24 protein-coding genes and 1 pseudogene are annotated in these 19946 nt (G+C 38.8%); 2 read left to right on the forward strand and 23 right to left on the reverse strand.

Annotation, left to right across the window (positions count from 1 at the left end):
* Positions 1 to 67: 67 nt before the first annotated feature.
* Positions 68 to 481: a hypothetical protein gene (locus BQ5338_RS10200; protein ID WP_071146673.1), complete on the reverse strand. Its 414-nt coding sequence runs from the start codon at positions 479 to 481 to the stop codon at positions 68 to 70.
* Between the two features lie 357 nt (positions 482 to 838).
* Between BQ5338_RS10200 and BQ5338_RS10205 the strand changes: the two genes are divergently transcribed.
* Positions 839 to 1159 (forward strand): type II toxin-antitoxin system RelE/ParE family toxin, encoded by a 321-nt coding sequence (locus BQ5338_RS10205; RefSeq protein ID WP_071146674.1) that lies wholly within the window; start codon positions 839 to 841, stop codon positions 1157 to 1159.
* 5 nt (positions 1160 to 1164) lie between these two features.
* A complete protein-coding gene (locus BQ5338_RS10210) occupies positions 1165 to 1485 on the forward strand; it encodes a HigA family addiction module antitoxin (RefSeq protein WP_071146675.1) in 321 nt (106 codons plus the stop codon).
* A 55-nt stretch (positions 1486 to 1540) separates the two neighbouring features.
* Here BQ5338_RS10210 and BQ5338_RS10215 read toward each other — a convergent pair whose 3' ends face one another.
* The 22 genes and pseudogenes from BQ5338_RS10215 to BQ5338_RS10320 all read right to left on the reverse strand — a co-directional run bounded on the left by BQ5338_RS10215 (position 1541) and on the right by BQ5338_RS10320 (position 19831).
* A complete protein-coding gene (locus BQ5338_RS10215; RefSeq protein ID WP_071146676.1) occupies positions 1541 to 6445 on the reverse strand; it encodes a tape measure protein in 4905 nt (1634 codons plus the stop codon).
* 190 nt (positions 6446 to 6635) lie between these two features.
* Positions 6636 to 7052 (reverse strand): hypothetical protein, encoded by a 417-nt coding sequence (locus tag BQ5338_RS10225; protein ID WP_071146678.1) that lies wholly within the window; start codon positions 7050 to 7052, stop codon positions 6636 to 6638.
* Between the two features lie 69 nt (positions 7053 to 7121).
* The gene (locus BQ5338_RS10230) at positions 7122 to 7673 is read right to left on the reverse strand and encodes a hypothetical protein (RefSeq protein WP_071146679.1); all 552 of its coding nucleotides are present in this window, start codon (positions 7671 to 7673) and stop codon (positions 7122 to 7124) included.
* A 2-nt stretch (positions 7674 to 7675) separates the two neighbouring features.
* A complete protein-coding gene (locus BQ5338_RS10235) occupies positions 7676 to 8068 on the reverse strand; it encodes a hypothetical protein (RefSeq protein ID WP_071146680.1) in 393 nt (130 codons plus the stop codon).
* A complete protein-coding gene (locus tag BQ5338_RS10240; protein WP_071146681.1) occupies positions 8068 to 8364 on the reverse strand; it encodes a hypothetical protein in 297 nt (98 codons plus the stop codon). The genes BQ5338_RS10235 and BQ5338_RS10240 overlap by 1 nt, the downstream gene beginning before the upstream one ends.
* Positions 8355 to 8678: a hypothetical protein gene (locus tag BQ5338_RS10245; RefSeq protein WP_071146682.1), complete on the reverse strand. Its 324-nt coding sequence runs from the start codon at positions 8676 to 8678 to the stop codon at positions 8355 to 8357. Before BQ5338_RS10245 ends, BQ5338_RS10240 begins: the two co-directional genes overlap by 10 nt.
* The gene (locus BQ5338_RS10250) at positions 8675 to 8977 is read right to left on the reverse strand and encodes a DUF6706 family protein (RefSeq protein WP_071146683.1); all 303 of its coding nucleotides are present in this window, start codon (positions 8975 to 8977) and stop codon (positions 8675 to 8677) included. Before BQ5338_RS10250 ends, BQ5338_RS10245 begins: the two co-directional genes overlap by 4 nt.
* Positions 8974 to 10056 (reverse strand): major capsid protein, encoded by a 1083-nt coding sequence (locus tag BQ5338_RS10255; RefSeq protein WP_071146684.1) that lies wholly within the window; start codon positions 10054 to 10056, stop codon positions 8974 to 8976. Before BQ5338_RS10255 ends, BQ5338_RS10250 begins: the two co-directional genes overlap by 4 nt.
* 13 nt (positions 10057 to 10069) lie before the next feature.
* Entirely contained in the window at positions 10070 to 10663 is a 594-nt protein-coding gene (locus BQ5338_RS10260) for a head fiber protein (protein ID WP_071146685.1), read from the reverse strand.
* Positions 10664 to 10666: 3 nt separating this feature from the next.
* Positions 10667 to 11308 carry a hypothetical protein gene (locus BQ5338_RS10265; protein WP_071146686.1) on the reverse strand — a complete coding sequence of 214 codons (642 nt, stop codon included), beginning with the start codon at positions 11306 to 11308 and terminating at the stop codon, positions 10667 to 10669.
* Between the two features lie 169 nt (positions 11309 to 11477).
* Positions 11478 to 12467, reverse strand: a complete 990-nt coding sequence (locus tag BQ5338_RS10270) for a DUF4062 domain-containing protein (protein ID WP_071146687.1) — start codon at positions 12465 to 12467, stop codon at positions 11478 to 11480.
* A gap of 21 nt (positions 12468 to 12488) precedes the next feature.
* Positions 12489 to 12854 carry a helix-turn-helix domain-containing protein gene (locus tag BQ5338_RS10275; protein WP_071146688.1) on the reverse strand — a complete coding sequence of 122 codons (366 nt, stop codon included), beginning with the start codon at positions 12852 to 12854 and terminating at the stop codon, positions 12489 to 12491.
* Positions 12855 to 12864: 10 nt separating this feature from the next.
* Entirely contained in the window at positions 12865 to 13158 is a 294-nt protein-coding gene (locus BQ5338_RS10280; protein ID WP_071146689.1) for a type II toxin-antitoxin system HigB family toxin, read from the reverse strand.
* Between the two features lie 202 nt (positions 13159 to 13360).
* The gene (locus tag BQ5338_RS10285; RefSeq protein ID WP_071146690.1) at positions 13361 to 13663 is read right to left on the reverse strand and encodes a helix-turn-helix domain-containing protein; all 303 of its coding nucleotides are present in this window, start codon (positions 13661 to 13663) and stop codon (positions 13361 to 13363) included.
* Positions 13635 to 13976: a type II toxin-antitoxin system RelE/ParE family toxin gene (locus tag BQ5338_RS10290; protein WP_071146691.1), complete on the reverse strand. Its 342-nt coding sequence runs from the start codon at positions 13974 to 13976 to the stop codon at positions 13635 to 13637. Before BQ5338_RS10290 ends, BQ5338_RS10285 begins: the two co-directional genes overlap by 29 nt.
* A 142-nt stretch (positions 13977 to 14118) precedes the next feature.
* A pseudogene (locus BQ5338_RS16725) lies at positions 14119 to 14286 on the reverse strand (phage portal protein); the annotation flags it as partial.
* The gene (locus BQ5338_RS16925) at positions 14282 to 14959 is read right to left on the reverse strand and encodes a hypothetical protein (RefSeq protein ID WP_078063447.1); all 678 of its coding nucleotides are present in this window, start codon (positions 14957 to 14959) and stop codon (positions 14282 to 14284) included. The gene BQ5338_RS16925 and the pseudogene BQ5338_RS16725, both read right to left, overlap by 5 nt.
* 135 nt (positions 14960 to 15094) lie before the next feature.
* Positions 15095 to 16597: a phage portal protein gene (locus BQ5338_RS10300; protein ID WP_071146692.1), complete on the reverse strand. Its 1503-nt coding sequence runs from the start codon at positions 16595 to 16597 to the stop codon at positions 15095 to 15097.
* A gap of 11 nt (positions 16598 to 16608) precedes the next feature.
* Positions 16609 to 17889: a PBSX family phage terminase large subunit gene (locus BQ5338_RS10305; RefSeq protein WP_071146693.1), complete on the reverse strand. Its 1281-nt coding sequence runs from the start codon at positions 17887 to 17889 to the stop codon at positions 16609 to 16611.
* Complete coding sequence (locus BQ5338_RS10310) at positions 17886 to 18434, reverse strand: hypothetical protein (RefSeq protein ID WP_071146694.1); 549 nt, start codon at positions 18432 to 18434, stop codon at positions 17886 to 17888. Before BQ5338_RS10310 ends, BQ5338_RS10305 begins: the two co-directional genes overlap by 4 nt.
* 1 nt (position 18435) lies before the next feature.
* Positions 18436 to 19176, reverse strand: coding sequence for a ParB N-terminal domain-containing protein (locus tag BQ5338_RS10315; protein WP_071146695.1), 741 nt, complete (start codon positions 19174 to 19176; stop codon positions 18436 to 18438).
* On the reverse strand, positions 19163 to 19831 hold the full coding sequence (locus tag BQ5338_RS10320; RefSeq protein WP_071146696.1) for a phosphoadenosine phosphosulfate reductase domain-containing protein: 669 nt from the start codon (positions 19829 to 19831) through the stop codon (positions 19163 to 19165). The genes BQ5338_RS10315 and BQ5338_RS10320 overlap by 14 nt, the downstream gene beginning before the upstream one ends.
* Positions 19832 to 19946 lie beyond the last annotated feature (115 nt).

A 19946-nucleotide genomic window follows, 5' to 3' on the forward strand; every position in this document is an offset into this window, starting at 1 on the left:
GGGGATAAAAAAAAGAAGCCCTAAAACTAAGGACTTCCAAACACGACAATTAAAATATTGTCGTAAATTAGGTTCTATCGGCAGGATTCGCTTCTTGAAATTTCACCGATAATTTAGAAAAGGTACGAAGCGTATTCATTGCAAAGGAGGTGGACTTTTGATAAGTAAGTCGATATATTTCTTCTCCCAAAACAGGGACTTTAATCTCAATTCTACCTTTTTCTAACTCAGCCTTAAATGCTTTGTATTTTAAAAGATAATCAGCCTGAGAAATGCCCTCAAGGTTAAACACCAGTGTTACATCTCGCTCATCCACTTTAGGATTATTATATGTCACCCGTTTGCCGTTTTCAAGACGGGATTTATTCTCAATAAACTCTTTTAAAGGAGAGGGAGCGAAAATAGCATCTATAAACCCCTCGCCTATTTTAACGCCCCATGTTTGGAGAGCATCTTTATTGTTAATTATCAAATCTGCCATAATTATAATTATTCACTGTTTTTTAAATGGCACTAATTTAAAAGCAAACCACAACAACCGTTAGGATAGCTATGCCATTTCTGTTTGCAAAACTACCTTATACAAAATAAAATGAGAATTTTATTCCACTCGATACACGACAATCCCTCTATCATCGTAAATTCAACACAAACATATTTCATAACCGTTTAACGGGGATATTTCAAGGCACTAGATAACCAGCAACAAATACTAAGAATATATACCAAAAAAGGCTTCTATTTTGACTTTATCGAATTTTGTTTCCCATAAAAAATCCGCTAAATATGTGAATTTCACAAATTAAGTTGCTATATTTGCATCACCAAAGAACGGTATATGAATGTTGAATTTGAAAAAGATTATTTGGCAGAGCTATACGAGAAAGGTAAAGTGATGGATAAGAAACATCGTTTTCAACCTCAAGTAGTCAATGGCTATTTAAAGTGTGTCAAAGCATTAATTAACGCCTCTCGAATGGAAGATTTACATCTATTCAGATCTTTAAATTACGAAAGGCTGAAAGGAGATAAAAAGGGACTTTCTTCCTTGCGTATAAATGACCAGTACAGACTTGAGTTTAGGGAAATAGCCAGCCAATCGAATCAAATGGTAATCGAAATATGTTCTTTAGTAGATATTACAAACCACTACAAGTAGAAATTATGGGAACATCAGCAAACAATCTACAGTCATTCCGCCCGTACCATCCGGGAGAATTGGTAAAAGAAGAATTGGAATGCAGGAATATAAAGCAAAAGGATTTCGCCAGAAAGTTCGAGTTGTCTTATACTGCCCTCAATGAGATTCTAAATTCAAAGCGTCCTATTACTACAGAATTTGCGCTACTTTTAGAAGCTGCGTTGGGCATAAATGCCGATTTGCTTGTGAAGATGCAAACTGAATATAATCTACAAATAGCTAGAAAAAACAATACGATTATTGAAAAAATAAATAAAATCAAGCAGATCGCAGCCATATTTTAATAAAAGGCGGGGAATTCCGCCTTTTATTTATGGTAAAGAATCTGTTTCCCTACTCCTATCTTGACACAAGCCCTTTAGTATTACTTTCTATCTTTCCGAGTCTCTCGTTAACACTCTTCAATTCTTTAACCGTAGCTCCTGTATTTTCCCGTATTTCAACTGTCTCCAGATATGTATTTGCTAATATAGTTCGTGTTTCATCCGCTATATCTTTTGAATCCTTGCTTACAGTCAGGTATTCTTCTGCCTTTATAGTCAACATGTTAAGTGATTGAGACTGTAATACGCTTTGAGCTTTTAGTTCTTCACCTGTTATCTGCACAGCAGCAAGCCTTCCACTTACTTCCTCTCCTGTATCTTGGCTTATAGTCTCATATCCTCCAGAGGTGGAACTCTGAGAAGAAGAGGAAGATGTATCCCAACCAAATGCGTCGATAAGGGATTGTCTTTGAGCGATCATGTCGTCAGTGATATTCTGTTGCTGTTTTTTAAGCTCCTCCGCTTCATCTGGAGTTATTTTATTATCATCTTTGTAGGCATCCGTCCAACTGTCATACAAAGCTTGTATTCGGCTTTTAAAATTGTCCGCAAGCATTGCATTAAGAATTGATTTTTGAAGATAGGACTCGAAATCATCGGCAAAATCTTCTGCGTCTGAATTCATATCGGACAAAGTATCAAGGAAACTACTATAGAAATCATCGAAAGATGTCTGAGCCATAGTTTCCTGCCATTGTTCAGTTAGTTCCTGCAAAGCTTCAGCGTCATCTATATACGCATCAAGCCATTCTGACTGATCATATTTGCCACTATTTATCTTTTCCCAAATATCTGGAAGTTCTTGCAATTTTGACAAATCTTCCGAACTTAACTTCCATAAATCCCCGGCAGATGATAGTTTTTTACCTACATAGTCAGATGCTTTTTCCCAATCGGAGGCATTAAAGGCGTCATTTATATAGTAATCGTTAGAATGATGTGCCCCGTGATACCCCATCTTAGCCTCTAACATTTGACGATCATTCTCTATCTTTTGTGTTTTTTTTTGATAAGCATCCGTATATAGTTCAGTGGCACTTTCACCACCCGATTTCTCCATTTCTGTGGTTAACTTATCTATCGCATTTATTAGATATTTATTGCTATTTGTTAATTTATCTACTAGCTCATTAACCTCCTTAGCGTTTCCTCCTACTCCTAGAAAACCAAGTATCTTGTTATTAAGCCCTAAAGACATCAAGTTTATCATCTCACTAGAACTTGATGTAACGGACTTGACTATAGTTTTGAACACATCCCCGGAAAATACATCCTTTGTCCCATTTACGATAGCATCTCCAATGCCATCAAGAATAGATCCAAAGAAATTGCTTAGCCCATCTTTTAGAACATCGATTATAGAGGCTATCCATCCTACTACAGGTGCATTTTTAAGCTTATTGGCAATATCTCCCATTGCCCCACCCATTCCATTACCCATCTTAATAAGCCCCTGATAAGCATCGTTAAGCCCCCCTGATGATAATTGCGAAAGCCCTTCAACGACTGAACTCATTGATTTCTGCAAATTAGATGCCGTATTGGTAACAGTCTGTTGAGCACTATTAGCGGCTTCTTCTTGAGACTTAACATTAGTGGATGATGCATCCGCATTTTGTTGCGCTAGGTCAAGAGTGTCCTTCGTCGTTTTTTTCTCCTGATCAGAGCCATCCTTTAATGCTTTATTATAGTCTTCCTGTGCCTTCTTTAAGCGTTCTATAGATTCATATTCTTCAATCTTAGCCTTTTTTAGCGAGTTGATAGCTATCTGATAAGCCGCCATGTCAGTTCCAAGCTTCTTAAAATTAAGAGAACCACCTTCGCTCATAGACTCTTCCATCTTATTTATAGCGTCAACCAACGTTTTCTGATCTGATGCCCCTGATCGCTTGAAGTCCTTTGTATTGGTATACTCTTTAGCCTTTTCAAGTATAGGCTCTGTTATACTTTTAAACATCCCCCCGAATTCACTGAATACGGAAACCCAATCAATATCCGCCTTTATGGATTCTATATCTACCTTTCCAATTGCGGATATTTTCTGTTCCTCTAAAGACTTTTTCTGCCATTCGTTGGTTGACTTAGCTATTTTCTCATCATATTCTTGAGCTATAGCAAGTTTCTTTTGTTGGAAAGTCCCATATTCTTTCAGGTAGTCATTCATGACCTGTATGCCTGTTGCATTCTGCTTGTCTACCTCCTTTCCATACTCGGCAATGGCCGCCTTATATTGTTCGTTGAAGTCTTTTATTTCAGCATCCGACAAAGAGATGCCTGAAGCATCAAATGACTTGCCTTTATTTTGAGGATTAGATTCGAAAGCAGAACGGGCATTATCTATTTTCTCCCTAAGACGATTTTCTTTTTGTCGATCAATAGCCTGCATCTCTTTCTCAAAGTTTAACTCCATCTCATCTATGGTCTTCTTACTCCCATCATCCATAGATTTAATGCGGGCTTCATCCGTTTTCATTTGTAAATCTTCGGCCGTCCGTTGCTCTTCTAAAGCCTGCTTAGAAAGAAGAACATTATATTTATCTGTTTCTTTACGAAGCTTTTCTTCCTGTGATTCAGCTTTCTTATCAGCCTTTCCCGTAGTGTCGTAAATGGCTATGTTTTCATTGGCTTTTTTAATGTCGTCAGTCGCCTTTTTATAAGAAGAAACAGTTTTGGCATCTATCCCAGTTGTCTTTCCCGCTTTAAGAAGCTTCACCGTATCTACCGAAATTGAATTTATTGTTTCTTGGGAATCCTTTTTTAATTTATCCCAATAGTCCTTATCTAGCAATGTCTCTTTAGATGCTGAGTTTAGAGTTTTTAATTGACTCGTTATTTCCCTTAATTGTCCTTTCTTAGCTGATAATACCCCTTCCATTCCATAGAAAGAACCATTCTTATCCGATTGTTCTTTCTCGTATTCCATCTTTGAAATCTCATCCTTTAGTACTTTTTCCCTAGCTTTCAAAGATTCAGCTTGTACTGATTTAGGTTGTGATCCGAATTTTGCTTTTTTATTTATCTCTTCAAGTTGAAACACATAATCTTTTGCTATACGCAGCTCGGCTTCTTTAAGCTTTACCAAGGGATTATCGATGTCCTTTAGATTCCCTTTTGCGGTTTTTGACTTCAAATCAGACAGCTCTTTCTCACGCAAAACGACACTTGCCTTTGCCCCTATCATAGCCTGATTATTTTTCCACTTCGCTATTTCTTTGTAAAGACCTAATTGCTCTGCTAATTTTATTGATTCTATATCCATATTCTTAAATATGGAAGGCATCATTTTTTGAAGTACATCCAACGCCTTTTGCTTATCGTATTGAGTACTAATTTCATCTTTTATGATCCCGATTAATTCCTTCGCCGTATTCTCATATTTATTAATAGCACTAGTTTGGTATTCTATAGACGAATTAAGTTTTGCTTGCGCTTTTTCAGCCTCTGTGGTAGAATCGGAGAAAGCCCACATTGCTGTAACTACAGTTCCTACGGCTACAGCAACAGCTACATAAGGATTGGTAAGCATTGCCGAATTAAGAGCCAATTGAGCCCTTCGGGCGAGCATCCGAACATTTGTTAGTGCGATCTCTGCTAATGTATGTTCACTTGTGGCCATAGTTGAAAGCATTACAGCCGTACGATACAAACCATAAGTACCAATCAATCCTACCAAGACTTTCCCTACGGTCTCATAGCTCTGGATCAAAGATGTGGTACCCTTAATAGCTCCCATGATTGCGCCTTCCCCGTCTGTTCCAATCTCATTAAAGACTCTATCCAAAGCATCTTGCATCATGGAAAGTTGCCCATTGATAGTTTTAGAGGCGTTTTCTGACATCTTGTAGAACTTGCCACCGGCACTTGTTGCATCAATAAAGGCCTGCTGAACCATTTCAGAAGAAACCGCACCTTTCGACATTTCATCTTTGAGCTCTGCTATACTCTTACCTGTCTTTTGGGCAATAACCTGTAATGGATTGAAACCAGCATTAATCATTTGGTTTAAGTCCTGCCCCATAAGCTTGCCTGTAGCAGACATTTGAGAGAATGCCAGAGTTAAAGAGTTAAACTTCTGAGTGTCTCCCATTGATATATCACCGATGGCTTTAAAGTAAGTCGGAACTTTCTCTGCCTCAATATTGAAGCCAAGCATCATTTGTGTGGCGGAAGAGATATCGGTTAGCGTTAAAGGAGAAACCGTTGCATAGCTTTTTACTTCTGCGAGCAAGGTATCAGCCTTTTCCTTACTGCCAAGCATTGTGTCTAATGCAATTTCTATCGATTCAAACTGACCTTTGACATGAATGAGTTCTGATCCTAACTGTTTTAATGCAGCAACTCCACCTATTACGCCAAGCATCTTGCCGAAAGACATCGACATACCACCATTAGCATTTACTACATTCTTTGCGTCATCTTTATATAGTGAGTATTCATCCCTGAGTTTCTTAACTGATAAACGGGCATTTGATTGTTCGGTCTGTAATCCAAAGAGAGTTGATTTTTCTTCTTGAAGCGCCTTCTTTGCAGCATTCAGCTCACCTAAGGCCGAATTTGCCTGCAATGGGTTACTGCGGACTTTCTTATAAGCATCAGATAAATTTCTAACATCAGCTTCAATATCCCGGATTACAGTCTTCTGATTGATAATCTTTTGAGTAAAGTCATTTACAGCCTGAGAACCTTGATAGATTTTATTTTTGAAGTCATTGCCCATAACAGCTCCTGCCTTAGCGGCTTCTTCGACCATTCCCCGCATTTGCTGTTTGGCTTGTTGCATCTGATTGTTGAGTACAGCAACAGCCTGTGGAGCCTTATTAACGTCCATAGACTTTATCTGTGTCTCTAATTTCGCTATCTCGTTACGTAGCCTTATAACTTCTTGGTAATCGCTACTGACTTTAAAGTATAATTTTGCCATTACTTTTGCCTCCTTCTTGATGCCATATCTTTGCCTGAACTTTCTTGTACTAATTCGCCTGTTACTTCGTGTAATTTATCCTTTTGCATGATTATCAAATTACGGTAAGGGATCACCTCAAAAACTTCTTTGTAAGACAAATGAAGATTTTCCATGAATGAAGCAATTTGCCCTAACATCGTATCGTTTCCTACAACTTCTCCTTTGCTACTATCTTTGCGGCGCTCTTCATGGAAAGCGCATATTCGAAAAAACTCCCGCCATTAATTAAAGGAAGAACTGTTTCCCATGCCTCTTTTATATCCCTATTCGTGGCTGATTGGAAGGCTTTACCTACTTTGTGAGCTTTCCATCTCCAATTGCGTGTGTCACCAACTATCAATGCCGAAAGCCCCTTAATGATGTGTGGTATGTTTTCAGGGATCTCCCCGATGACAGTCAATTTACTATAATTGCCATCCAAACCTATCTTGGAAAAAGCCGAACATGCCCGGCAGATAACTTTTATTGTTGGTGGATAAACTGTATAATACTTATCCTTTATGTGTATTGTGGCGAAGTCCTCACCTAGTAGACTATCCGACACTAATTTAGCTGCTTCATTCATACTTCTTCAAATTTAAAACGGGTGAGGTGATCTAGCCACTCCACCCGTCTGTTATCCTAAAAATCAATCTTATCCCTTTGTCACCACTTCCGAATCATCAAACCAATATTCGGAGCGAACGCCATCAATTCCCGGTTCCAATGCTACCCCTGAGAGAGCTAAACCAATAGCCTTATCCGTATTAGCCTCACGAGTTGTCACGGCTCCTTTAGGGAATACACACCATTGATTATCTTTCGTTTGGAAGATAAGGCATTTGTATGTTTCAACAATGCCACTGGCACGTTTCCAACCTACAACCTTATCCCCGTTCTTGATAACATCACCGCCCATTAAATCAGCCTTTGTTTGATAGTCATATTGCCCGATGGTAAAGGATGCCTGAATATCCCCCATTTCGATATCCTGACGGTAATTCTGCCCTGTCAAAGCGTTCTTATAACGAGTGGTGCTTGGCTCGGATTCCTCCAAACTCCATGTGTCACCATGTACGTTAGAAATCTCATGCTTTGCGGTGGCTGCGGCATCTATGATCGCTTTCAAAGCTGTGCCCGTAAGGTCAGCCGCAATTACGCTTGTCTCAGCGTATAAAATTCTTTTAATACCTGCTGCTGTAATCATAATTATTTTACATTTAATACTTCAAATAATAGTCTGCAATTCACATAATGACACTTTAAAGCAGTGTCCGCTTCCCGACCTATAGAATTAATTGAATAGCGATAACAAGTTCCATCATAAGAACTTACGACATCATCCAATATCGTTTGAGCTTTTCTTTCAAGCTCGCCAAGACGAACGGAATTAGCGGAGTTCTCGCTTGAGTCAGGAACGCAAATATTTACTTCTACAAAACCCTTCTTCCAGTAAGTTCCCAGAGTTTGAGCTTTGGCATGAATGACAATTCGTTCTTCTGTAACCTCACTCGTAGGCGTTTTACCATCTGGATAAGTGTAAATGCCGAAAGCTTTGCAGTCACGATAAAGGATATTTGCTATGTCACTACTTACTATCATTATTCAAATTCTTCTTTTAGCCGTTTTTCAGCATGTAAGGCTGTACTACTTAAAACATCAAACTTCTTGGATTCTACGAATGAAGCGTATTCCGCTTCGTTTTTCAGAGTTAACCCCTCCTTGTCTACCTCGTAATCATTGGATGCCCTCAAATGTCCTGTATGGTCTTTATAGTTACCATGTTCTTTAGCGTATTGAACGGCTTCCTCTCCTATCTCATGCTCTTTGGCAAGTACTCTGGCTTCTTCCTCCTGAAAGAAGGAATCCACATCGGAAAAGTCGAAACCTACATCCATAGCTCTGAGTAGTTAAAGTAGTTAGTTGACTTGACAGCGTAAACCGTCCCTTTTCCTCTCACCATATCCCCATCCATACATCTGACTTCATCATCTGCTTTAAGATAGACTTTCTTCTCACACACTACATGGTAGTTAGGTCTGTACACAGAACCGTTCTCAGAAGTAAACTCTTTGGTTGTGTTATCATCACAACGGCATCCGCATACTGTTTGCCAGCTCTCACCGCCTGTACCGGGAATTGGTTGCCCGTATTCGTTATGATCCGGCTCGGTGGTAACTTTAACTTGTAATATATGAGGGGTGAAAATCATAGAAATGTTACTTTAGGTTTATTACTCAAATTATCCTTTAGCCCGTACTCTTTGCAAGCCCATGAATAGTAGTCCTTAATGCCCTGAATGTTCCAAGACATTGAAAATCCACTTTCTGAGATGGACTGCGCACGGAGTAAGAGAGAAGGGACGAACTTCGCAATGGCAACATCTGCTTTGAGCTTGTTATCAGTAGTCACCTCTTCATCCAATCCAAGAGAGATATCCAAAAGGTCAGCCTCCGACAATTGAATGCCGAAGGTTTGGAACTTTTGTTTTATGTAGTCACCTATTATCATGCGTTCAGAGCTGATAAATCGAAGTTCACAATCTGCGTAGGATTACTGATTTGAGGAATCCATTCAGCAGCATACTCAAGATAACGGCCGTTCTTATCTCTATACTGGGAGATAAGCATATTACCGTCCGCTCCTGTATAAGTCCGCCCTTGAATAGGGTCAGTTGCTTCATACGGAGTATGGAATCTCATATAGCCAATCTTATCCTGCGGTAAGAGAGTAATACGATCATCGGCATATACAGCCTTATTTACCCCGGTTTGGTCTTTTACGTAATCGTTTTTGATTTCGATAGCGGGAAGACCGATACCTGTGAATACCTCAGAAGCCATTTGCGAAGTGATAAGTCCACCAGCCATATAGAACTGATTAGAACCTAGTGTCATCTTAAACTTATCCCCGAATTCAGAAGAACCCACAATGTTCTTAATGAACGTTGAGCGTGTCATGATCATTTTAGAGAACGCTCCGTAATCAGCCGCCAAAGCATTAATTTGAGCTTGCAGATAAGTAATAAAAACATTCTTAGTAGCAGCCTCGGGAGTGATAAACTTAAGCGGAAGATCAATCTTCAACAAGTCTGTTCCATCAGGGTTGTTATCTTTGTTCTTCACTTCTGCGCTACCAGTCATCAGCAATGAGCCTACAACTAAATCCATTCTCTTATGAGCGGCCAACAATACTTGGCGATAATCATCATAGATAAAGCTCACAATCTCATTAAGAGCTGTGGTTTGGTCAGATGTCTTAGCAGCGTTGTATTTGTCAATCAGATCTTGTAATTCGGAAAGACGGTCAATAGACATTTGGTAAGCATCACCTAAATAGGCGATTTCGCCATAGCCTGAACCGATATTCCGACGCTCACGAATAGGTTTCTCTCCATAACGGGAATTGACAGAACCTGCCATAACACCGGTAACAGTACCGATATAATCCTTGAACACACGGGTAGTCGTTCTACGGAAGTCCAAATACTGCGTCCAATAGATCATATCTTTACGTGTTTGAGTAACACGGTTAATGACCGCCGATACTATATTGGGATCATTGAATAACGTATCAATAGTTAACATCATAATCTATCGGGGTTTATTCGTTAAATTGGAAATAAGGTAAGTTCGCTTTATCCTTATCGGAGAAAGGAATCACCAATTTATCAGGCTCAATCTCAAAAGCTCTCATTAATAGAGCAATCAGGTTTATGCCACTCTCAATCTTTTTCCGCTCGAATAAAGCGGAATTGGCTACATTCTTAGGAGTTGTACCACTAACGGCAGCAGCCTCAAAAAGAACTGCGTCTTTAGCGATATTAGCACCGAAAGCGGCTGCAATGGTCAACACATCATAACCAGCGTTAGACTTGTCTATCGCACTGACCTGCGCACCCTTTGATCCGTTCCCGATGAACATTCCTACATAGGCGAGAGAATTCTTTGCTATCTTGATAGTCAAAGCCTCTGCCCCGGTTGCGTAAGCTTCTATCACCTTTACATTTCTCACCGGGACACAAACCTTTGTTTTAAGATTTGCAGCTATGGGAGTGAACGAAGGTAGATAATCGCCTACATTCAAATTCGTCGTATCGAGCTTATAAGCTCCTCTACGGCGTACACCCGACTGCACATCATATCTTTCTTCAACAGATGGTTCGGGCGTTAAATTGTAAGTAAATCCTGCACTCATTTTTTACTTGTTACTTTGTTCTACAATCTCTTTAGTACCGGCATTGATGGCTTTCGCAATCTCGGTACTTTCTTTCTCAAATTTCTGCTCGGATGATTCCGGGCTTTTCACGCCTTCAAAGCCTACATTCGCGAAATCCTGTTTTAGCTCCTTGAAATAAGTATCCAAATCAGCATCCTCAGCAATAGAGATTTTTTTAGCAAATGATTCGGGAATACCATACTCTTTGGCTTTTGCAAGAACCTGCGTTTGGCGTGTAGCCTGTGATTCTTTCTGCTCAAAGCCTGCGAGTTTATCCGAAAGAGGCTTAACGGCTGCACTAACTGCATTGGCTATCATGGTAGCCATGTCATCTGTTTTAGTTGTCGGAGTAGGTTCTGGTTTCGGATCGGGATTCTCAACTGGCTTACCCTCTTTAAGGTTATGCTTCTTCTCGTAGTTTCTGACTGCGGAGTTAGAGGCATCCCCGGCACGGAAATCACCATAACTAGTTAGCACGTCCTGAAAACTAACTCCCTCCACAATGGTAGGTATTTGGCTTTCGTCCGTTACACCCTCAGCTCTCTTTTCAGCTATTCGGGTTAAGATAGCATCATCAATACCGCTAAATTTCGTTCTTAATGCTGCTAAAATCTTTTCTTTCATACCGTATGAATTTTAATTAAAAGTTTGTGGTATAAAAGTAACTAGGAAGTGTGTGGATGGGAAATTTTAAAAGGTGGGATATACGACAATGGGATTATTGTCGTAAATGGGCATAAAAAACGTGAAACCGAGTGGAATCACGCCTAAAGTTATCAAATAAATATCAACTTTATCTTTTTAGAGCTTTCAATTTCATCATTAATCTATTACCGTATGGAGTAAGAGTCCAATACGTCTCAGTATCCTTAGCAGTTTTTTTCCGCTCACTCATTTTGATAATGTTCAATGCTATCAACTGAACTTTTATGGTTTGAAAATCATCATTAAAAATAGAATAATTAGAAGGTTCAACCATACATATTCTACAAAGTTCAGGCCATAAAAATAAAGCTAGGTTTTTAGATAAATTATCTTCTGAGCATTCGTCAATCATCAGAGGAGCTAATACAGAAGTTATAATGTTCCATGTCGTGTTAACTGGATTTATTTTATCACCATCGTAATAATACTTCAATCTAATACTTATCTCATCATCTCCTTGTTGGAGTTTCTCTATGCCTTCAGGTTTACTTTCTTTATCTTTCGCTAATAGAGCTTTCAACTCGTCATTTTCTTTCCTCAATACCAAAATTTCTTTATTAGCTTCAGCAGAAGAAATTTCATCAGCCTTTACCCAACCTACACGAGGACTATTTTCGAACAGATAATCTAAGCTTTTATTGACTTTAAATGCTAGTTCATAAGGTTCTTTCCATGAGTCACATAATTTAGTCTGCACTATTTTTCTAAAACTTTCTAACTTTTCTTTTCCCGTATCAGTATTTTCAAGTTTGTCTCCAGGCAATTTAATCGGTTCTGCATGATAGAATGAAGCTATTGGTATGTTTTCGCTTATAGCATACTCAAATTCGAGTTGGGTATAACTCTTTCCTGATTTCGATTCTATTGATCCATAACGTCCGCCAATTATCAAAATATAGTAATCACACCTATCTATTAATTTCTTTATTACAGTAAACTGATCATCATTAGCAGCAGGGAAATACTCCATTCCCACCGGAAAACAGTTTTTGCCCAGTAGTGCTTCAATAACTTTTTGACGTTCTTCAATCAAATCTTGATATGTGGAGCTTATAAATACCTGATACTTCTTTTCCATAGTAATTGTCGATTTAGAGAGTTATATTCCCAGCACAATATTAGCGTCTATATTCAACTTTCGGCTAATTTCACGAGCTACTTTCAGGGTAGGTTCACATTTGCCAGAAATATAATCACTAAGACGTGAGGGACTAACACCAATCAATTTAGATAGAGATTTCTGGTTTAGATTCATTTCATACATACGAAGTTTAAGAACCTCCACCAATGAAGGTTCTCCCAAAGCAAAGTGTTCCTCTGAGTAATCAGCAACTAAGTTAGAAAAAAGCTCCAACTCGATACTATTCGGATCATTTAAAGGGGTATTGTCATCTACCAATGGAAGGAGTTCTTCAACTCTTTTAATAGCCCATTCATACTGAGCTTGATTTTCTATCTTTGTCATAAGTTCAATTTTAAATGGTTGAACAATCTATTTTATCATACTCTTTATGAGTACCAATAAAGCGAATATACACGAACTTAATTGTAAACTTGATAACAACTACCAAGCGATAGTTATTACCCTTTATATTGAAAACATAATGTTGATTACCTACGTTATCAACGCTATTAAACGTTTTCTTCACATCAGCAAAACAAGTCCACTTGTTTTGTTTGACTATTGTAGTCCACTCTTGCAAAGCCACCTTTACATCTGGATGGCTTTCTGCATAATCTCGTAGAGCTTGTTCTGTAAATATTCTCATTATTTACTCAATTTTCATTCGACAAAGATAAATATAAAATTCTATTTTTCAAAATTACATTCTAATATTTATAATTATATATGAAAAATAGCGGCAATTTGGAAAAATCACCACTATCTCATATTGTTTACAAAAGCATTATCATCAACCAATGACAAAAGCTCCTCTATTCTTGCCGATGTAATTCGTATTGTTACTTACTTTATACAGTCGGATTTAAATCAACCGTTAGCCCCAAAGCATTAACGATCCGATAGAAGGTCGCAACACTGGGAACGGTGGTGCCTTTTTCAATACGGGAAATATATGATTTATTAGCCCCGATACGCTTTGCCAGTTCCTCTTGAGTCAATCTTGCATTCTTCCTTGCATCAAGCAAAATTTGACTGGTGTAGAAGGCATAGGCTTCTTCATCAAACTTTGCACGTTCAGGTGTACCATGTTTACCAAATTCCTTTTCTAATTCAGCACTAATATCAGTCAGCATGTTGTTCTTTGTAGTCATAATACTCCTCCTTTATTTTTAAAGCTTTATCTATTTCCGAAGTAGGTGTTTTTTGCGTTTTCTTTTGAAAACCATTAAATAACACAACTACCTGCCCATCATCAAAGATGAAAAATATACGATATATGTTGCCATTATATTCGATTCGCAGCTCATATAACCCATCACGTATGAACTTTATAAACTTTATTGGTACTCGGTCGTATGTTTCCAACAAAGATAACACATACTTAACTTTCATCACCTCTTTTTCATTAAGGGAAGCAATAAAGTCATGGTAATATTGCCTGAATGCTATAATTCTGCGTTTCATATCACAAAGATAATGAGAGTTACACAATTATACAACTTATAAACGAATTATTTTATAAAAAAAATAGCGGCAACTCCGAAGAATCACCGCTATATGTTCTATTTGTCTCGTTACTGGATTATAACCCTCGTAATTTTTCTGACTAAGAAGCTATTTTCTGTTCTTTTTCTCCGATTCTATTATTCATTGCTGCTTGCTCCTCTTCGATCTCCTTTAACTCACTCTCTATGCGGTCTGCGTTACCGGCAAACATAATACCTTCCCTGCGTGACCAGATACCGCCTTTCACGGCTGTAGAGACTTTATCATTTTATTTTAATTCGTCCTATTCGCACTAAAGTATCATAATCACTACATATGTTTTTAGTACTATTCTGTATTTTATTAACCACATCATAAAAATGATCAGGACATTCGATTTCCCACTCTTCAGGCACTGTTTGGCGATTATTCTCCATGGAAAAAGTGTTGCCTGCTATTAAATCTTGAAAGACATCGATACTAACATAAAGATTCTTTCTCAATTTTTCAATATCTGGATTTACAAATTCAAATGTTGGATTATTTTTAAATCTAAAATAGAAATCATCTACTTGTTCTAAGTATTTTAAATCAAAACTAAACCCCGCAAAATTATTAGTTCTAAGGAAAGAAATAGACCCCTCAGGAGGCAAAACTTCTTTTACTATTTTATCATATAAATTCTTATCATGCAAAAGCGAATCCGCATCATATCTAAAATCTGTCTTTATCCACCTACAATAAGCAACTTTCAATAACACACATAAAATTGCTATGGATAACAATATCCAAATTTCAATAGGGTAGGTTAAAATAAACACTACAGATTCTTTGTAAGAACTTCCACCTATTATAGTATTTAATAATGCTCCTATTGAAGGGAGCACGAGTAAAATCAATCCTGAAATAACTCCCGCACCTACTGGATCACTCCATATTCTTTTTATAAATCCTTTCTTCATGCCAATTATTTAAAGTTTCCCTGCTAAATTCTTCACATCCTCCGCAGACTTCAGCTCACATCTACAGATTGTAGAACAAAAGTAAAAATAAACACATAATAATCACTTATATATAGAAATAAATTAAAAAATATTCTACTCCTCCTTATTTATATTTTGTTTCTGCGCCTCGATACTTTGCCATTCCTCTTGCTCTTCTTTGATTTGTGCAATTTCTTCCTCGATTTGATCTGTAATGCCTGCAAACATAACACCTCTCTTTTGCGACCACACGCCACCCTCAACGGCTTTCACGGCTGTAGAGACTTTATCATCAACATTATCCAATCGGTAAGGCACGATATCCACATCAATATCAATCGTTTGTGAAGCTTTGTCAAACTCATAAGGATTAATGGTACCCAAAGCAGATACAAGGAAGTTCACACGCCTTTGCATGAAGTCTCCTATTACCTCCGCATGGTTCTCAACTTGCAAGTGAGTGGATAAGAAGACATAGTCAAAAGCTACCCCAGATAACGCATTGCCAGATCCTTTCAATGATTCAAAACTGATCTGAGGAGTATTGGTCATGGAATAGGCTTTCTCAAACAAGGTTTTTAATTCGAGTTCTATTGTCGTTGGCACTTGATCCCAAGTCAGGTACGAAGCTCCTGCGCCCTCCCCCATCAGTTTTACAATACGATCTTTCTTCTTGCCTGTGAATCCTTCCACATCACCAACTAATTGCAGTATAGGGAAGAAATGGTAATCTATGCAATCGGCATAACTGGAAAGCAACTTCTCCAACCGTACCCGGAAAGTCTTAACCTTGTGGCAATATGTCTCAGGACGGTAAGCATAAAGAACAGGAAGTTTTGGAAATCCATGTTTGAACGACTTACCTTCGGGGGTGGACCACGTTTTGTTCAATTCCCACTGATAAACAGAATCCTTTGTTACCGTCATGAACACACTTATTTCTGTATCATCCAAATCTTTCTTTTTAAACTCACGGGAGATGGCGACTAAATCCCCGTAATCATCAAAGAACGGGTAAAGCTTATCACCCCTGAATGGAGACCACAGCACACTACGAAGCTTCTTTGTCGGTTTAGCCTTACCCCCGAAAGCAGTCTTCACCTTTGCCCAAAACTTAGTCCAGAAAGAATCATCATCAGTCACATACCAATATTCGGCTACCTCCTGCTCGGATAACCAAGAACGCACAACCCTCTTATTCTGGTACTTGATTTTGTTCTTTTGCAACACTGACTTCAAAGCGGCCAATAATCCTTTCTCATTATCATCGGAAGGTGCACAATCCATTGATGGCTCGGTACCAACGGTGAAAGCCGTTTGAATATTCACAATATCCTGTTCCAAGGGTATGGTAATACGGTTTACTTCTTCCGTTTCGTACTTTGCTTCCACCTCATACGTTTTACCCGCCTTCTCATCAAAGATCTTCTTTGCTTCCTCTTTGAGTACCTTGCGATCAGGATACTTCTTCTTATCCGTCATTATCTCATGAAGATCAGGGTTCCAGTCTTCCCACAATTTTCTACGGTCGGGAAGCTCTGTCTTTCTCCCTTTCTTGAGGTATTGAATCTTCTGATCAATATCCTCTAATGCTAATATTTCTTGTAAACTTATCATAGCCAAATATCTTAATGCGTGAATACTCCTGCTAAATCTTTCGGCTTCAAAATGCGTCCTAATAGGCATCCAAGTACATAGTACCTAATTGAATCGCACAGATGATTATCCTTGTCAACGGGAGTGTTGATATAGTTGCCGTCCTTATCTTTATCCCAAACGTAATTCCGAAGCTCTTTAATGAGATTATATGACCGTTCTGTGACAAACAGTTCCATGTCTTTGATTTTTTCAATACCTGCAATAATAGAACCTTTGCCATCAATGGAACTCTTATCTACTGGATAGATGTTTACGCCTCTGTTCTTTATCTCCTGAATTAAACGAGGATCGGCAGATTCGGAAAAGACTTTTAATCCCCACGGCCTTAATGTGTTAGCTAAGTCATTGGTAAGCATCCCCGCTTGATAACACAGTTCATCCACGTAAAGAGCGTTATCAATAATACCACATCTTACAGTTGCAGAAACGTCATTACTATATCCGAAGTCTTGCCCCAGAGCTATTTTCTTTGCCCATGCCGGGAACTCCTTCACTATGCCCCATTTTTTGAATACAGCTCCCTCGGCAACATCCGCCCAACGACCGATAACCGTATGGCCATACTTCTCTGAATTTTCTACCTTCATCCTTTGCACTTCATCAATAAACTGCGGAGAAAGGTTGTCTACATTATCCAGATAGGTCGTATGAATATGGAGCACATTTGGATGAGTGGAGATTTGAACATCCACACCATCAATGTTCACAAGCTTATGGGTGTTCTCAATGTAGCGCTTATAGATAAAGTGATTGGAATCCGTCGGGTTCATGATAATAATGATTCGGTTCTGAATTCCTTTCTGACGAATAGAGAGCATGATCTTTTCAAAGTCCTGCTCGCTTGTCCACTCTTCCGCTTCATCACAGACAAAGGTTGTTATCCCGTGAATAGATTTCAGCTTTGCCGTCTGGTTCCCAGATGAAGTTTTTATTCCCCGGAACATGATATGACTATTCGTCATCTTGTTGACCACATCCGTCTTAGTGGTGGAAAAATATTTGTCGGTACCGTCTAGTTGTATCTTCTCCATCATCTCGGGAATGATAGACATGTTAGCGGAAACCATCGTATAACGAGTATAAAGTATCTGATGAACAATCCTTTCGGTCGGAGTGAGTTCAAAGGTTAGCCTCTCTATGAAGGTGGCTGCATTGAAAGATTTCCCAGATCCTCGTCCCCCAGTGATAAGGATAATAAACTTCTCCTTATCGGTGTATAACGGATGGTAAATATCTTGAGGACAAATCATTTGCCTACCTCCTTCTTAATCCAAGAATCAATATTAACACCCTGATTGATCTCTGAGGGAATATCGCTCGCATCTTCATCTTGTTTGCGTTCTACCTTTCTCCACTCTTCATCATGGTGATAAAGCCAAGTAGACATTGCCTGCATATTATAAGGAAGTTCTTGTTCTGTCTCAGATGTTTGTATATCTTCATCATCTGTATATACACCATCAATGCGAAGCTTCCTCTTCGTGATTGTTTTGCTCTTTATTTTCTTTCCACCCAAAGCGGCTTTCAAGTATGCACCACGCACAATCGAGTTGATTTTACGACGGGCGTGCGCTAACACTTGCGATATACGCTCTGAACGCTCTTTATTTTGCTTCTTATTCCATCCCTCATAGTTTCCGTTTTTCATTTTGCAAAATACTCCGGGCGTTAAAGTCTGACCGAACTTGTCGGACAGTCCGTCTGCTATCTCCGCATCGGTCAATCCTTGAAAAGCGAGAGCGAATAACTCTTCGTAGAACTCGTTACTATTGTAGTCAAACTTTGGTCTTGCCATCTTAATCTACCCTTTCTATTTGTTCGTCAAACACTTCTCCCTTTATAAACTTATCTTCTGGGTTATAACCGAACCTTTCCATAAAAGCAGATTTCGCTTCGTAGGTATCGAAAGAAAGCATAAGGTAAGCATCCATATCGTTCGCTTTCTCTTGGGCTGCCTGCTTAACCTGTTCTTTGACTTCTTTCATGTGAGCTGTCTTCTCGGCTTTCTCCAACTGCTTAGCTTCTTTTTCAGCTTCTTTCTGTTCGGTGACGGGTGACATCATATCGGTAAGAGCATCAGCCAAAGAATTTTCTTCTTCTGTCTGGAGAAGATAATCACAACCTATTAGGTTTAAGTCTACATCTGTCAACCCTGCATCTTTGTAGTCTATATCAGGAATTAGCTCACGAAGTTTATTATCATCCCATTTTCCTTGGGCATTTGGATTATTTAGGAGAATACAAAGTTCCTTTTCCTGCTTTTCTTCAACGTCTATCACATCTACCCGAATGATATAGTCATTGTCGGGAAACTTGTTTAACTCATCCATAACCGTTAAACGTTGGTGCCCACTGACTACTGTCATACCTGTATGCTTGTTGACTACTAACCCGCCAACTAATCCGAATTTCTTTATTCCTCGTTTAAGCGTTTTCTTCTCATCATCAGAAAGAGTACGGGGATTGTAATCAGCGAAGTGAATGGCAGAACGTTTAAGCTCTACCGATTCTGATTTTATGTATTTACTTAGTTCCATTATAGTGTTCAAATAATATTCTTCTACTCATTGGAAAGGCCTTGTATATCTTCTCTAAATCTTGTGGATAATGTGACTCAAGCCATAGAAAACAATCAATATTAAAGCCTACCCCGCCACTAGCATTCTTAGAATACCTTACAGATTCGGGTAGTCCCTTTTGCCTCATGTAAGCAAGGATATCCCTTTGTGTGAAATCAGCCAAAGGATAGCACATCCCGTTCTTTTCGTATGGGAACTCCATCTTATTCAACATTAAACGTCTGTTCATTGAATCAGCTTTCTTCATACCCAAAAAGACATAATCAATCCCATATTTCAATTTCATGGACTTAACCACATCAGCGAGTTTCAAAAGCTTCACTTTCGGATTAGGTACACAGTACATACCAGTTCTTAGTATATAGGTCAAGTTCCAATGTGGTACCTGTACAATTTCTACTTTAGGATATTTAGCCTTAGCCCACTTCACCCAGCGTTCGATATGATCCAGTCCGGGGAGAAAATACATGAAGACACATACTATTCTGTCAAATTTGGGATAGATCATATCCAACAACACAAGACTATCCTTGCCAAAAGACAAAAACAGCAAAGCCGAACTCGTTTTTTCACGAATTCGGTCAATGCTGCAATATGCATCCTCGATTAGCATAGACACTAACCTCCAGATAAACCTAAACCCTTACGAACTTCACCGTATTTCTGTCTACGGTTCATAAACTGACCGTTACCACCTGTGAAGCTTCTACGACCTACAACGCCTTTAT

The organism is Bacteroides ihuae (genome assembly GCF_900104585.1).
In the GTDB taxonomy this organism is placed as follows: Bacteria; Bacteroidota; Bacteroidia; order Bacteroidales; family Bacteroidaceae; genus Bacteroides; species Bacteroides ihuae.